A 14,068-nucleotide genomic window follows, 5' to 3' on the forward strand; every position below is an offset into this window, starting at 1 on the left:
TCGGCTCTTCAGATGTTGGCAAACACGCTCTTCACCGCGTCGGCCGTCTTCGACACGACGATATCGGCCTCTTGCCGCGTCAGGCAGAGCGGCGGCGCGAAACCGAGAATGTCGCCCTGCGGCATGGCCCGGCCGATGACGCCGCTTACCGCAAGCGCGGTCGCGACCTGCGGCCCGATTTTTTGCGAGGCGTCGAAGAACACGCGATCGTTCTTGTCGGCGACGAACTCGATTGCCGCCAGCATGCCGTCGCCGCGTACCTCGCCGACATTTTTGTGGCCACCGACGGCTTTCGTTAGCTCGGCGCGGAAATAGGCGCCAGTCTCGCCGGCGTTCCTGACCAGATCCATCTCGTCGATCAGTTCCAGGTTGGCGACGCCGGCGGCCACGCAGATCGGATGCGCCGAATAGGTCCAGCCATGGCCGAGCGAGCCGAGCTTGTCTGAACCCTGCACCAGCACCTGCCAGACCTTGTCTGAGACGATGACGCCCGACAGCGGCGCATAGGCCGAGGTCAGGCCCTTGGCGATCGTGATCAGGTCGGGCTTGATGCCGTAGTGGTCGGAGCCGAACATGGTGCCCAGCCGGCCGAAGCCGGTGACGACCTCGTCGGCAACCAGCAGCACGTCGTACTTCTTCAGCACCGCCTGGATCTTCTCCCAGTAGCCGGCCGGCGGCGGCACGATGCCGCCGGTGCCGAGGATCGGCTCACCGATGAACGCGGCGACCGTCTCCGGCCCTTCGGCGAGAATCATCTCCTCGAGCTTGTCGGCACAGTATTGCGAAAACTGCTCCTCGCTCAGCGAGCGGTCGGCGCGGCGGAAGTAGTAGGGCGCCTCGGTGTGCAGGACCGGCGCACGCGGCAGGTCGAAGGCGTTGTGGAACAGGTCGAGGCCGGTCAGCGACCCGGTCATGATGCCGGAGCCGTGATAGCCGCGCCAGCGCGAGATGATCTTCTTCTTCTCCGGCCGGCCGAGCACGTTGTTGTAGTACCAGATCAGCTTGATGTTGGTTTCGTTGGCATCGGAACCGGAGAGGCCGAAATAGACCCTCGACATGCCTTGCGGCGCGCGGTCGATGATCATCTTGGAAAGGGTGATCGATGCCTCGGTGCCGTGCCCGACATAGGCGTGGTAATAGGCGAGGTTCTTGGCCTGCGCGGCGATGGCGTCGGCGATCTTCTGACGGCCATAGCCGACATTGACGCAGTATAGCCCGGCGAAAGCATCGATGCTCTTGCGCCCATTGTTGTCCCAGATGGTGACGCCTTCGCCGCCGGCGATGATGCGGGTCGGCGATTCACCCCGTGCATGCGTGCCCATATGGGTCGAGGGATGGAAGAAGTGGTCGCGGTCCCAGGCGGCGAGTTCGTTGGACTGGTCGAGCATCTTTTTACTCCTGAGGAAAAGTGTCGGGCGCGGCTTACGCCACGTCCAGACAGAGGTATTTAAGATCGGTAAAGGCTTCGAGCCCGTGGCGCGAGCCCTCGCGGCCAATGCCGGACTGTTTGACGCCGCCGAAGGGGACCGGCGCGCCGGTGATCTTGACGCGGTTGATGGCGACCATGCCATAGTCGAGCGCGCGGCCCATGCGCAATTGCCTACCGCCGTTTTCGGTGACGACATAGGCGACGAGGCCGTATTCGGTGGCATTGGCGCGGGCGACGACTTCCTCTTCGCTGTCGAAGGGCGTCACGGCCGCAACCGGACCGAAGGTCTCCTCGCGCATGATCAAAGCGTCGTCTCCAACGTCGGCGAGCAGGGTCGGCTGGTAGAACAGCGGCCCGGCAGGATGGCGCTTGCCGCCGGTCAGGCAACGCGCGCCTTTGGCGAGCGCATCGGCCACCTGCTCCTCGACCTTCTTGACGGCGCGTTCGTGCATCAAGGGTCCGATTTCGGTGTCGTCGGCGAGGCCATTGCCGGCCCGCAATGCCTCGACGCGTTTAGCGAAAGCAGCGCAGAAACGATCGTAAATCGGACGCTGAACATAGATGCGGTTGGCGGCGAGGCAGTCCTGGCCGGAGGTCGCGAATTTAGCGTCGACGGCTATTCTCACCGCCTTGTCGATATCGGCATCCGCAAAGACGATCAGCGGCGCATGACCGCCGAGTTCCATCACAAGACGCTTCATCGTCGGCGCACTCTGCGCGGCGATCAACCTGCCGACCTCGGTCGAGCCGGTGAAGCTCATGGCGCGGACGCGCGGATCTTCGCACATCCGCCCGACGATGGTCGAAGCCTTGCCGGTGAGAACGTTGAACACGCCAGCCGGCAGGCCGGCACGTTCGCCAAGCTCGGCCAACGCCAGTGCAGACAGCGGCGTTTCCGAGGAAGGATGCGCGACGATGGTGCAGCCGGCGGCGAGGGCGGCCGCCGCCTTGCGGGTCAGCATGGCCGCGGGAAAATTCCACGGGGTGACGACGCCGACGACACCAAGCGGTTCGCGTCGCACCACCATCTCGGCATTTGGCAGATGGCTGGTGACGCTTTCGGCGTTGAGGCGTTTGGCCTCCTCGGCATACCATTCGACGAAAGAGGCGGCGTAGTCGATCTCGCCGCGCGATTCCTTCAGCGGCTTGCCTTGTTCTAGCGTCATCAGCAGGGCCAGGTCATTTTTGGCGGCGACGATCAGATCGAACCATTTTCGCAAGATTTTCGACCGTTCCTGCGGCAGCAATGCGCGCCAGGCAGGAAAGGCGCGCGATGCCGCATCGATCGCCAATGTGGTCTGCCGGGCATCGAGCGCGGCAACGAAAGCGACGGTGGATCCGGTGGCCGGATCGGTCACCTCGAAACTCTCCGCGGTCTCGCTCGCCGTCCAGTGGCCAGCGACATAGGCGAGTTCGCGCAGCAGCCGCCGGTCGGCAAGGCGATCAAGCGCTTCATGGCGGTGCGAGCGGGCAAAATGTGCGGACATCATCGGGCTCCCGGTTCGGGTGATGCCGCAAGACTATCTCTGCCGCGCAAACAGAGAGGCTGTTTGCGTGCCCGCACGTAGAGAGATTGTCTCTATTGCCCTGCCCGGCCAGACGATCTCTCCGGTATCAGGAGGATGCCGGCAACAGATCCGCCACTGGTAGCACACTCTCCTCCTTCACCGTCTTGGTGACGATGTAGGTGAAATAGCGGTCGATGCCGATCTCGCGCTCGAGCAGAGTGTCGACCAGCCGCTGATAGGCGTCGATGTCGCGCGCCATCACCTTCAGCAGGTAATCGACGCCGCCGCCGACAGACCAGCAGGCGACGATCTCGGGGATGTCGCGGATGACGCGCTCGAAACGGTCGAAATCGGCCTGGCGGTGGCTAGCCAGCGTCACCTCCATCAGCACGGTGGCGACCGGTGCGATGGCGCGCATGGCGATCCTGGCATGATAGCCGCAGACGATGCCGGCTTTTTCCAGCTTGCGCAGCCGCATCCAGCAAGGCGTCGGCGACAGGCCGACCTTCTCGGCCAACGCCAGCTTGGTGATGCGGCCGTCGCGCTGGATGGCGTCGAGGATTTTCAGGTCGATCGGATCGAGTTTTGCTGCAGCCATGATCGTCCACTTCCAGTGCCGGACACCATGACGGCGCATTATTTCGATTGTCAATTGCACTGATTTCGATCTCTAATAAGTCATGACATTTTGGCGACCAGATCCCGCTCTTATCCGGCGGCCGGCCTATCAATCGCTCGCCGACCAGTTCGCGCGCGCCATCCATGACGGGCGCCTGGCCAATGGCGCTCGGTTGCCGACGCACCGGCAGTTGGCTGACGATCTGCAACTTTCCGTGCAGACGGTCAGCCGCGCCTATGAGGAGCTGATCCGCCGCGGGCTGGTGTCCGGCGAGGTCGGCCGCGGCAGCTTCGTGCAGACGCAGCGCCGCGAGCCGGAGCCGCCCTATCTGCCGGAGCGGCTGGGCGAGGTCATCGATCTCTCCATCCTGAAGCCGGTCTGCGAACCGATGCATCTGGAGCGGCTGAGACAGGCGCTGGGCTGGCTCGCCGAAAACCTGCCGTCGAGCTCGGCGCTGTCGTTCAGGCCGAACATGGTGTTCCCGCGCCACCGCGCGGTGGGTGTCGAGTGGCTACGCCTCTGTGGCCTCGACGCGTCGCCGCAGAACATCAGCCTGACCAACGGCGCCACCGCAGGGATGACAGTGGCGCTGATGAGCGTGGCGCCGCCCGGCTCGACCGTCGCCACCGAGGCGATCGGTCACCACACGCTGATCCCGCTGGCGCGTTATCTCGGCTTCAATCTCGAGGGTTTGCCGATCGACGACAATGGGCTGATCCCGGAAGCGCTGGACGAGGCCTGCCGGCTGTCGGACATCCGTGCCGTGTTCGTGCAGCCGTCGGTGATCAACCCTACGGCTACCCTGATGGATGCCGGCCGGCGCGAACAGATTGCCGCCGTTGCGCGCAGGCATGACATCGCCATTATCGAAAACGACGTCCTCGGCCCGTTGGTCGAGGACCGGCCGCCGCCGGTAGCCGCCTTCGCGCCCGAGCGCACGCTCTACGTCACCTCCTTCACCAAGATCGTGGTGCCGGGCCTGCGCATCGGCTATCTCGCGGCGCCCGATCGTTATGTCGCCGCGGTCGCCAATCGCCATCTCGTCTCGAACTGGATGGCGACGCCGTTGGTGGCCGAGATCGCCACCAAATGGGTGGCCGACGGCACCGCGATGGAACTCGTTCGATGGCAGCGTATGGCTTTGCGGCGGCGTCTGGACATCGCCGCCGAGGTGCTCGCCGGAGTGGACTATCGGGCTCATCGCGACGGGCTGCATGTCTGGCTGCAACTGCCCGATGATCGCGGCGAGGAAAGCTTTGTTTCCCAGGCCCGCCTGCAGGGCGTGGCGATCGCGCCCGGCACGTCGTTTCGCATTTCGCAGATGCCTTGGCATCCAGCCGTACGGATTTCGCTGGGCTCGACCACGGAGGGGGAACTGCGTGCCGGTCTCGGCGTTGTCACCAAGCTTCTGCTCGGCGATCCCGAGCATCTCCTGCTTGCGATCTAGGCGACAAATGGCGCGAAATTGTGCGGAATCCGAAATATTGTCATGATATCATTTTCTTGATTGACATGATTTGCCGCGATCCGCATCGTTAAAGGCAAGCTTCTCCAGCACGGGAAATTCATTGTCGGCTCCCATCATCAAGATCGACGGCATTTCAAAAAGCTTCGGCACCTTCAGGGTGCTGGACGGCCTCTCGATGCAAGTCATGCCCGGCGAGAAGCTGGCACTGATCGGTCCATCGGGTTCGGGCAAGACGACGATCCTGCGCATCCTGATGACGCTAGAGCGTATCGACAGCGGCCACATCCAGGTCGACGGCGAACAGTTGTACCACATGGAGCGTAACGGCCGGCTGCTGACGGCCGATGAACGGCATTTGGCAAAGATGCGCCAGAAGATCGGCATGGTCTTCCAACTGTTCAATCTGTTTCCGCACAAATGCGTCATCGACAATGTGACGCTGGCACCGATGCTGACCAAAGGCGTGCCGCGGGCCGCCGCCGAAAAGCGGGCGATGGAACTGCTCGACATGGTCGGCATGGTCGACAAGGCCAAGGCGATGCCGGCGCAGCTTTCAGGCGGCCAGAAGCAGCGCGTCGCGATTGCGCGGGCGCTGGCGCTGTCGCCGAAAATCATGCTGTTCGACGAGGTCACCTCGGCGCTCGACCCTGAGCTCGTCGACGAGGTGCTCAACGTCATGCGCAAGCTCGCCGCCGAGACCGACATGACCATGCTGCTGGTCACCCACGAGATGGGTTTCGCCCATGACTTCGCCGACCGGGTGCTGTTCTTCGATCGCGGCAGAATAGTCGAGGAGGGCAAGCCCGACGAGATTTTCCGCCATCCCAAACAGGAGCGTACGCAAGGTTTCCTGAAGAAGATCATTGCGGCCGGACATCGGGTCTGACTGCCATGCGAGGCGGCGACGCCTCAAGCAAGCCAAGAAGACAGACAAACAAGGAGTTGGGAACAATGAAGAAATTTGCCATTTTGGCCGGCGTCGCCGGTATTGCGCTGACGGCGGTGCTGGCCGCCTCGACGGCCGGCTCGGCCGACGACAGCAAGCTCGAAGAGCTCAAGGCGCAAGGCTTTGCCCGCGTCGCCATCGCCAACGAGCCGCCCTATACGGCGGTCGCTGCCGACGGCAAGGTTTCGGGTGCGGCGCCTGACGTTGCCCGTGAAATCTTCAAGCGCCTTGGCGTCAACGATATCGTCGCCTCGATCTCGGAATATGGCGCCATGATTCCCGGCCTGCAGGCCGGCCGTTTCGACGTCGTCACTGCCGGCCTGTTCATGAAGCCGGAACGTTGTGCTGCGGTCGCCTATTCGGAACCGGTGCTGTGCGACGCCGAGGCGATGCTGGTGAAGAAGGGCAACCCGAAGGGTTTCAAGAGCTACGAGGACGTCGCGAAGGACGCGAGCGCCACGATCGGCGCGCCGGGTGGCGGCACTGAAGAGAAGCTGGCGCTCACCGCAGGTGTGCCGCGCGAGCGCGTCATCGTCGTGCCGGACGGCCAGAGCGGCCTGAAGATGCTGCAGGACGGCCGCATCGATGCTTATTCGCTGCCCGTGCTGTCGATCAACGACCTGGTCAAGAAAGCCAATGATCCGAACCTCGAAGTCATCGCGCCGGTGGTCGGTGCGCCGGTCTATTGCGACGGCGCGGCCTTCAAGAAGGGCGACGAAGCGCTGCGCGACGCCTATGATGTCGAGCTGGCGAAACTGAAGAAGTCCGGCGAGTTCGCCAAGATCATCGAGCCTTACGGCTTCTCGGCGGCGGCGGCAATGTCGACGAGCCGCGACAAGCTCTGCTCGGCGAAGTAAAAAGTGCCGCTCACCCTAGCCTCTCCCCGTCAAAAACGGGGAGAGGGGGGCGTCAACGCTGGAGCTTCACCCTTCTCCCCGTCCCTATAACGGGGAGAAGGTGCCGGCAGGCGGATGAGGGGCGGCGCCGGCGTTCTGCAATGATCACCAAGCGAGGAAACGCTTAGCCCCAATGACCCAATGGTCCGGCTATTTCGGCCTGATATTGCAAGGAGCGCTTGTCACCATCGAGCTGACGCTGATGGGGTCGGTGCTGGCCTTGGTCATGGCCTTTCTTGCCGGGCTGGGGCGGCTGTCGCGGTTTTTCGTGCTACGCGCGCTGGCCACCGCCTATATCGAGTTCTTCCGCGGCACCTCGATTTTCGTGCAGCTGTTCTGGGCTTATTTCGTGCTGCCTTTTGCCGGCATTTCGTTGACGCCGCTGCAGGCCGGGGTGCTGGCGCTGGGCCTCAATGTCGGCGCCTATGCGGCGGAAGTGGTGCGTGGCGCCATCAAGTCTATCGGCCGCGAACAATATGAGGCCTGCACCGCCCTCAATCTCGGCCGCTGGCAAGCCATGCGCCATATCATCCTGCCGCAGGCGCTTCTGGTGATGCTGCCAACCTTCGGCAACAACGCCATTGAATTGCTCAAGGCCACCGCCGTCGTTTCGCTAATCTCGCTCGCCGACCTGACCTTCCAGGCGCAGGTGGTGCGCTCGCAGACCGGCAATACTCTGGTGCCGTTCAGCACCATCCTCGTCATCTATTTCGTGCTGGCGCTGCTCATCTCCTGGGGCGTGCGGTCGCTGGAACGCCGCATGGCTCGTGGCCTCGACGGGGTGCGCGTATGATGGATCGGGCCTGCTAATGGAATGGGATTGGGATTTTGTCCGGCAGATCCTGCCGACGCTGATCGAGGGGGTGAAGATCACCATCCTGGCGACGCTGCTCGGCTCGGTGCTGGCGGCCATCGTTGGGCTGGGCATCGCGTTGGCGCGCCGGTCGCCGAACAGGGCTCTGTCGCGCACCGTCGGTTTCCTTGCCGAGTTCATCCGTGGCACGCCGCTGTTGGTGCAGCTCTATTTCATCTTCTACGTGCTGCCGGATTTCGGCATCCTGTTGCCGCCGCTGGTGGCGGGCGTCATCGGTCTCGGGCTGCATTACGGAACTTACACGGCCGAGGTCTACCGCGCCGGCATAGACAATGTGCCCCGCGGCCAGTGGGAAGCGGCCAAGGCCTGCAATCTAAACGCCACCCAGACCTGGACGCACATCATCATTCCGCAGGCGATCCCCCCGATGATCCCGGCGCTTGCCAATTATTTCATCGCCATGTTCAAAGAGACGCCGCTGCTGTCGGCGATCACCGTGCTGGAACTGATGAACCAGGCCAAGAGCGTCGCCAATACCTATTATCGGTATATCGAACCGATCACCTTGGTCGGCGCCTTCTTCCTCGCCATCAGCCTGTTCTCGGTGGTGCTGCTGCGCTGGCTGGAACACCGTTATGGGCGGATCGAACGATGAGCGCTGCACCCGATATCCGCCTGCACTCGGCCCGGCCGCCGCTCGATGCGCGTCCGCTGGAAAAGCGGGTCGGCCTGATCATCCTTGCCACCGACCATACGAGCGAACCGGATTTTCACCGCATGGTGGCAAGCGACCGCATCGGCATCTATGTCGCGCGCATCCCCTACGCCAACCCGACGACGCCGGACAATTTGCGCAAGATGCAGCCGTCACTGACGGCGGCCGCGGCCCTGATCCTGCCCGACGAGCCGCTCGATGCGATCTGCTATTCCTGCACCTCAGCTTCCGTCGTGATCGGCGATGCCGAAATCGAGGCGGCGGTGCAGGCCGCGAAACCCGGCGCGCCGGTGGTTACGCCGCCGATGGCCGGCGTGCGCGGCCTGAAGGCGCTGGGCGCCAGGACGATCAGCATTCTTACCCCTTATACGGTCGAGACCAGCCGGCCGATGGCGACCTATTTCAGCGAGCATGGATTCGAGATCGCCAGCTTCACTTGCCTCGGCTTCGAGGACGACCGCGAGATGGCGCGGATTGCGCCGAAATCCTTGGTCGATCTGGCTCGCGAGGCGACGGCCGAACACTCGGACGCGCTGTTTGTGTCCTGCACGGCACTGCGGTCCGCGGCGGCGGTTGTGGGTATGGAAGAGGCCATCGGCCGCCCTGTCGTCACCAGCAACCAGGCGACGGCCTGGAATTGCCTGCGGCTTTGCGGAGATAAGATGTCGCGTCCTGAATTCGGCCGTCTGATGACGCTGCCGCTGAACTGATTGCAGAGCCATGACCACGTCCAGGATAAGCCTCTCCGATATCCGCGCCGCGCGCGAGCGCATCGCAGGCAAGATCGAGCGTACGCCGACCGTTCCTTCCCGGAGTCTTTCCCAGCACTTGGGCGCTCCTGTTTATCTCAAGCTCGAACATCGGCAGACCACCGGCGCCTTCAAGCTGCGCGGTGCCTCGAACGCTATCGCTTCGCTGACAGACGAGGAGAGGGCGCGTGGCGTCGTCGCTGCCTCGACCGGCAACCACGGCCGGGCGCTTGCCTATGCTGCTCGACTGCAAGGCATCCACGCGACGATCTGCATGTCGCGGCTGGTGCCGCAGAACAAGCTGGACGAGATCCGTCGGCTCGGCGCCGAGATCCGCATCGTCGGCAACAGCCAGGACGATGCGCAGCGGGAGGTCGAACGGCTGGTCGCGGAAGAGGGGCTGATCATGCTGCCGCCCTTCGACCATCCTGCCGTTGTCGCCGGGCAAGGCACGCTCGGGCTGGAGATCATCGAACAGGTTCCGGACGCCGCCTTGGTGCTGGTGCCGCTTTCCGGCGGTGGGCTGGCGGCTGGCGTTGCCGCTGCCGTGAAGGGCGTCAGCCCGGCGACGAAGGTGATGGGCGTTTCAATGGCGCGCGGTGCGGCGATGAAGGCGAGCCTCGACGCCGGACATCCGGTTTTGGTCGAGGAACTGCCGACGCTGGCGGATTCACTCGGCGGCGGCATAGGCCTCGACAACAGGCTGACCTTTTCCATGTGCCGCGACCTGCTCGACGATGTGATCCTGCTCAGCGAGGACGAGATCGCCACCGGCATCCGCCATGCCTATGAACAGGAGCGCGAGATCGTCGAAGGCGCCGGCGCGGTCGGCATCGCAGCCGTGCTTGCCGGCAAGGTCAAAGCGAATGGCCCGACGGTGCTCGTTCTGTCCGGCCGCAACATCGATATGACACTGCACCGCAAGATCATTTGCGGCGAAGCAATTGCGGAGAGCGCAGCATGAGCCGGATGACGATCCTCACCGAAGCTGAATTGCGCAAGATCGTGAAGCTCGATCTTGATGCCATCGCCTGCGTCGAGAACGCGTTTCGGGCGCTCGCTACCTTGCCGGTGGCGATGCCGCCGATCCTGCGGCTGGACATTCCAGAGCATCGCGGCGAGGTCGACGTCAAGACCGCCTATGTACCGGGTATCGACGGTTTTGCGATCAAGATCAGCCCCGGCTTTTTCGATAATCCCAAGCTCGGCCTGCCCAGCGTCAACGGCATGATGGTGCTGCTGTCGTCCAAAACCGGTTTGGTCGAGGCGCTGCTGCTCGACAATGGCTATCTCACCGACATCCGCACGGCGGCGGCCGGCGCGGTTGCCGCCAAGCATCTGTCGCGGCCGGGTTCCTCCGTTGCCGCGATCTTCGGCGCCGGTGTTCAGGCCGGAGTGCAGCTCGAAGCGCTGATGCTGGTGCGGCCGATCACCGGGGCTCGCATCTGGGCAAGGGATGCCGCCAAGGCCGAGGCCGCGGCCGACGCATTGTCCGAAAGACTGGGCATTGCCGTTCACGCCGAGCCCGACGCGGCAAAGGCTGCGGCCGATGCCGACATCATCGTTACCACGACGCCGTCGACCGAGCCGCTGATCAAGGCCGGCTTCGTCTCCGCCGGCCAGCATATCACTGCCATGGGCTCGGATGCCGAGCACAAGAACGAGATCGCGCCGGCGATCCTGCGCATGGCCGATCTCTACGTCGCCGATAGCGCCAAACAGACGCGCCGGCTGGGCGAACTGCACCATGCTATCGCGGCGGGCGTGATGGCGTCCGATGCCGAAATCACCGAGCTTGGCCACATCATCGCCGGCGAAAGGCATGGCCGGCGCTCGGACAGCGACATCACCATCGCCGACCTGACCGGCACCGGCGTGCAGGACACGGCGATCGCCACGCTCGCCCGCGACCGTGCGCGTGCAGCCAAGACCGGTACGATTTTCGAAAGCTGATGCTGGCCGCAAGGCCCAACAAAAGAGGACCAAGAACAATGCAGCCTAATTTGAAATTCTCGCGCGGCGAATATGCGGAGCGCCTCGCCAAGACGCGGAAGGTCATGGAGGCCAAGGGCGTCGATCTATTGATCGTCAGCGATCCGTCCAACATGGCGTGGCTGACCGGCTACGACGGCTGGTCGTTCTACGTGCACCAGGCTGTCATCGTGCCGCCGTCGGGCGAGCCGGTGTGGTACGGGCGCGGCCAGGACGCCAACGGCGCCAAGCGCACCGCCTATCTCGCGCACGACAACATCATCGGCTATGCCGACCACTATGTGCAGTCGACCGAGCGCCATCCGATGGATTTTCTGTCCAGCGTGCTCTCCGATCGCGGCTGGGGCAAGCTCAGCATCGGCGTCGAGATGGACAATTACTGGTTCTCGGCCGCTGCCTTCGCAGCGCTGCAGAAGCACTTACCCTATGCCCGCTTCGTCGACGCCACGGCACTCGTCAACTGGCAGCGCGCGGTGAAGAGCCCGACCGAAATCGACTACATGCGCAAGGCCGCCCGCATCGTCGAGGCAATGCACGAGCGCATTGTCGACAAGATCGAGGTCGGCATGCGCAAATGCGACCTGGTCGCCGAGATCTATGATGCCGGCACGCGCGGCGTCGATGGCATTGGCGGCGACTATCCGGCGATCGTGCCGCTGCTGCCGTCAGGCACTGACGCATCGGCGCCGCATCTGACCTGGGACGACAGGCCGATGAAGTCGGGCGAGGGCACTTTTTTCGAGATTGCCGGCTGCTACAACCGCTACCATTGTCCGCTTTCCCGAACTGTGTTCCTTGGTAAACCGACGCAGGAATTCCTCGATGCCGAAAAGGCGACGCTGGAAGGCATGGAGGCGGGACTTGCCGCCGCCAAGCCCGGCAACACATGCGAGGACATCGCCAACGCCTTCTTCGCGGTGCTGAAGCGGTACGGCATCGTCAAGGACAACCGCACCGGGTACCCGATCGGGCTTTCCTATCCGCCTGACTGGGGCGAGCGCACGATGAGCCTGCGTCCAGGCGACCGCACCGAGTTGAAGCCCGGTATGACCTTCCATTTCATGACCGGCTTGTGGCTTGAGACGATGGGGCTGGAAATCACCGAATCCATCCTGATCACCGAGACGGGCGTCGAGTGCCTGGCGAATGTGCCGCGCAAACTGGTCGTGAAGAATTGAGCCCGATGTCCAGCCTTCGCCCGTCACCGATCACGCCGACCGTCGATTTCGAGCGCGACGGCGTGCAGCACGGTTTCCTGCGTCTGCCTTACAGCCGCGACGATTCCGCCTGGGGATCGGTGATGATCCCGATCTGCGTCATCCGCAACGGCAAGGGGCCGAGCGCATTGCTCACCGGCGGCAATCATGGCGACGAGTACGAGGGGCCGCTGGCGCTCTATGACCTCGCCCGTACGCTCGACCCGAAAGACGTCAGCGGCACGATCATCATCGTGCCGGCGATGAACTATCCGGCGTTCCGCGCCGGCACGCGCACCTCGCCGATCGACAAGGGCAATCTAAACCGCAGCTTTCCCGGCCGGCCCGACGGCACGGTGACCGAGAAGATCGCCGATTACTTCCAGCGCGAGCTTCTGCCCCGTACAGACATCGCGCTCGACTTCCACTCCGGCGGCAAGACGCTCGACTTCGTGCCGTTCTGCGCCGCCCACGTCCGGCCTGACAAGGTGCTGGAAGCGAAGGGGTTCGCTGCCGTGGCAGCGTTCTCCGCACCCTGGTCGATGAAGATGCTGGAGATCGATGCGGTCGGCATGTTCGACACTGCCGCCGAGGAGATGGGCAAGCTGTTCATCACCACAGAGCTCGGCGGCGGCGGGACTTCGCGCGCGGAGACGGTGCGGATCGCGCGTCGCGGCGTGCTCAACGTCTTGCGCCATGCCGGCATTGTCGCCGGCGCGGTCGAGATGCAGCCAACCCGCTGGCTCGACATGCCGTCCGGCGATTGCTTCTCGTTCGCCGAGGACGACGGGATGATCGAAACGATGATCGATCTCGGCGAGCCGGTGGCAGAGAACCAGGTGCTGGCACGTATCCATTCCATAGGCCGCACCGGCGGCGCTCCGCAGGAGATCCGGGCCAAAATGTCCGGTCTGTTGGCGGCGCGGCATTTTCCGGGGCTGGTCAAGGCCGGCGACTGCGCTGCCGTGGTCGCCGTGCTGGTCGATTGATGGTTAGGAAGCCGATGTCGGGAACGGCTCGGTCCTGCCTTTGGGGCGATCGCCGATGGCAAAGACGGCGCTCGCCTCGCTGACGATCGAGACATGATCCTTGGCGGCTGTTCCGGCCGCCGCACTGTCGCCGCGCATGATTGCGGTGACGATGGCGTCATGCTCCTGCCATGACTGGGCCAGCCGGCCGGGCAGCATGAATTGCGCGCGCCGGAACGGCGCCAGGCGGCCGCGGGTCATGACGGTCAGTTCATAAATGTGCTTGCTGTGGGCGCCGCGATAGAGCCGGGTGTGGAATTCGGTGTTGAAAAGCTCATACTCTTCTTCGGCACCGAGCTGCACGAAGCGCGCCGAGGCCTGGTGCTCGGCCTCCAGCGTGCGGCGCTCGCCAGCGGTCATGCGCTCGGCCGAGAACCGCGCGCAGATCGCTTCAAGCTCGGCCATGCTTTCGAACATCGAGGCGAGGTGCTCCTGCGTCACCACGGCGACGGTGGCGCCGCGGTTCGGCCGCCTTTCGACCAGCCCCATGGCGCTGAGCCGGCTGAGCGCTTCCCTGATCGGCGTGCGTGAGACGTCGAAGCGGGCGGCGAGCGAGGCCTCGTCGAGCTTTTCGCCCGGGCGCAGGAAACCGGTGACGATCCGGTCGCTGATCGCCCTCACCATCTGATCGACAGTCGTGCCCGACCTGATCAAATTGCGCTTTCCCGACACGTCTCCTCCGTCCAGTCTTTTTCGCGCAGCCGTAAG

14 protein-coding genes are annotated in these 14,068 nt (G+C 63.9%); 10 read left to right on the forward strand and 4 right to left on the reverse strand.

Going from position 1 to position 14,068, the window contains the following annotated elements:
• Positions 1-8: 8 nt before the first annotated feature.
• From NKI58_RS05400 to NKI58_RS05410, 3 genes are all read right to left on the reverse strand, one after another.
• Positions 9-1,388 carry an aspartate aminotransferase family protein gene (locus tag NKI58_RS05400; RefSeq protein ID WP_352784260.1) on the reverse strand — a complete coding sequence of 460 codons (1,380 nt, stop codon included), beginning with the start codon at positions 1,386-1,388 and terminating at the stop codon, positions 9-11.
• A 34-nt stretch (positions 1,389-1,422) separates the two neighbouring features.
• On the reverse strand, positions 1,423-2,916 hold the full coding sequence (locus NKI58_RS05405; RefSeq protein ID WP_352784262.1) for an NAD-dependent succinate-semialdehyde dehydrogenase: 1,494 nt from the start codon (positions 2,914-2,916) through the stop codon (positions 1,423-1,425).
• 127 nt (positions 2,917-3,043) lie between these two features.
• Positions 3,044-3,535: an Lrp/AsnC family transcriptional regulator gene (locus tag NKI58_RS05410; protein ID WP_031211913.1), complete on the reverse strand. Its 492-nt coding sequence runs from the start codon at positions 3,533-3,535 to the stop codon at positions 3,044-3,046.
• An 82-nt stretch (positions 3,536-3,617) separates the two neighbouring features.
• Between NKI58_RS05410 and ehuR the strand changes: the two genes are divergently transcribed.
• The 10 genes from ehuR to doeB all read left to right on the forward strand — a co-directional run bounded on the left by ehuR (position 3,618) and on the right by doeB (position 13,321).
• Entirely contained in the window at positions 3,618-5,003 is a 1,386-nt protein-coding gene (gene ehuR / locus NKI58_RS05415) for a MocR-like ectoine utilization transcription factor EhuR (protein ID WP_352784264.1), read from the forward strand.
• A gap of 121 nt (positions 5,004-5,124) precedes the next feature.
• Positions 5,125-5,910, forward strand: a complete 786-nt coding sequence (gene ehuA / locus NKI58_RS05420; protein ID WP_352699431.1) for an ectoine/hydroxyectoine ABC transporter ATP-binding protein EhuA — start codon at positions 5,125-5,127, stop codon at positions 5,908-5,910.
• A gap of 65 nt (positions 5,911-5,975) precedes the next feature.
• The gene (gene ehuB, locus NKI58_RS05425) at positions 5,976-6,827 is read left to right on the forward strand and encodes an ectoine/hydroxyectoine ABC transporter substrate-binding protein EhuB (protein WP_023677200.1); all 852 of its coding nucleotides are present in this window, start codon (positions 5,976-5,978) and stop codon (positions 6,825-6,827) included.
• A 172-nt stretch (positions 6,828-6,999) separates the two neighbouring features.
• Positions 7,000-7,659, forward strand: a complete 660-nt coding sequence (gene ehuC, locus NKI58_RS05430; RefSeq protein WP_254819481.1) for an ectoine/hydroxyectoine ABC transporter permease subunit EhuC — start codon at positions 7,000-7,002, stop codon at positions 7,657-7,659.
• Between the two features lie 16 nt (positions 7,660-7,675).
• Positions 7,676-8,335 carry an ectoine/hydroxyectoine ABC transporter permease subunit EhuD gene (gene ehuD, locus NKI58_RS05435; protein WP_023677202.1) on the forward strand — a complete coding sequence of 220 codons (660 nt, stop codon included), beginning with the start codon at positions 7,676-7,678 and terminating at the stop codon, positions 8,333-8,335.
• Positions 8,332-9,105 (forward strand): ectoine utilization protein EutA, encoded by a 774-nt coding sequence (gene eutA, locus NKI58_RS05440; RefSeq protein WP_352455380.1) that lies wholly within the window; start codon positions 8,332-8,334, stop codon positions 9,103-9,105. Before ehuD ends, eutA begins: the two co-directional genes overlap by 4 nt.
• Positions 9,106-9,115: 10 nt before the next feature.
• Positions 9,116-10,108 carry a hydroxyectoine utilization dehydratase EutB gene (gene eutB / locus NKI58_RS05445; RefSeq protein WP_352826560.1) on the forward strand — a complete coding sequence of 331 codons (993 nt, stop codon included), beginning with the start codon at positions 9,116-9,118 and terminating at the stop codon, positions 10,106-10,108.
• Positions 10,105-11,097, forward strand: coding sequence for a cyclodeaminase (locus tag NKI58_RS05450; protein WP_352784272.1), 993 nt, complete (start codon positions 10,105-10,107; stop codon positions 11,095-11,097). Before eutB ends, NKI58_RS05450 begins: the two co-directional genes overlap by 4 nt.
• A gap of 38 nt (positions 11,098-11,135) precedes the next feature.
• Positions 11,136-12,314: an ectoine hydrolase DoeA gene (doeA, locus tag NKI58_RS05455; RefSeq protein WP_352784274.1), complete on the forward strand. Its 1,179-nt coding sequence runs from the start codon at positions 11,136-11,138 to the stop codon at positions 12,312-12,314.
• Positions 12,315-12,319: 5 nt separating this feature from the next.
• Complete coding sequence (doeB, locus tag NKI58_RS05460) at positions 12,320-13,321, forward strand: N(2)-acetyl-L-2,4-diaminobutanoate deacetylase DoeB (RefSeq protein ID WP_352784276.1); 1,002 nt, start codon at positions 12,320-12,322, stop codon at positions 13,319-13,321.
• Between the two features lie 3 nt (positions 13,322-13,324).
• On the opposite strand, the gene NKI58_RS05465 is transcribed toward doeB, so the two are convergent.
• Entirely contained in the window at positions 13,325-13,984 is a 660-nt protein-coding gene (locus NKI58_RS05465) for a GntR family transcriptional regulator (protein WP_023677208.1), read from the reverse strand.
• Between the last annotated feature and the right edge of the window lie 84 nt (positions 13,985-14,068).

Origin of the sequence: Mesorhizobium sp. M0522, assembly GCF_040321085.1 — a bacterium.
Lineage (GTDB): Bacteria > Pseudomonadota > Alphaproteobacteria > Rhizobiales > Rhizobiaceae > Mesorhizobium.

Bases quoted from the DNA above. Each gene is read 5' to 3' on its own strand.
- ehuR (WP_352784264.1), top strand. From the start codon at position 3,618: ATGACATTTTGGCGACCAGATCCCGCTCTTATCCGGCGGCCGGCCTAT.
- NKI58_RS05450 (WP_352784272.1), top strand. From the start codon at position 10,105: ATGAGCCGGATGACGATCCTCACCGAAGCTGAATTGCGCAAGATCGTG.
- doeB (WP_352784276.1), top strand. From the start codon at position 12,320: ATGTCCAGCCTTCGCCCGTCACCGATCACGCCGACCGTCGATTTCGAG.
- NKI58_RS05405 (WP_352784262.1), bottom strand. From the start codon at position 2,916: ATGTCCGCACATTTTGCCCGCTCGCACCGCCATGAAGCGCTTGATCGC.
- ehuB (WP_023677200.1), top strand. From the start codon at position 5,976: ATGAAGAAATTTGCCATTTTGGCCGGCGTCGCCGGTATTGCGCTGACG.
- eutB (WP_352826560.1), top strand. From the start codon at position 9,116: ATGACCACGTCCAGGATAAGCCTCTCCGATATCCGCGCCGCGCGCGAG.
- doeA (WP_352784274.1), top strand. From the start codon at position 11,136: ATGCAGCCTAATTTGAAATTCTCGCGCGGCGAATATGCGGAGCGCCTC.
- NKI58_RS05465 (WP_023677208.1), bottom strand. From the start codon at position 13,984: ATGGTGAGGGCGATCAGCGACCGGATCGTCACCGGTTTCCTGCGCCCG.
- NKI58_RS05400 (WP_352784260.1), bottom strand. From the start codon at position 1,388: ATGCTCGACCAGTCCAACGAACTCGCCGCCTGGGACCGCGACCACTTC.
- ehuD (WP_023677202.1), top strand. From the start codon at position 7,676: ATGGAATGGGATTGGGATTTTGTCCGGCAGATCCTGCCGACGCTGATC.
- NKI58_RS05410 (WP_031211913.1), bottom strand. From the start codon at position 3,535: ATGGCTGCAGCAAAACTCGATCCGATCGACCTGAAAATCCTCGACGCC.
- ehuC (WP_254819481.1), top strand. From the start codon at position 7,000: ATGACCCAATGGTCCGGCTATTTCGGCCTGATATTGCAAGGAGCGCTT.
- eutA (WP_352455380.1), top strand. From the start codon at position 8,332: ATGAGCGCTGCACCCGATATCCGCCTGCACTCGGCCCGGCCGCCGCTC.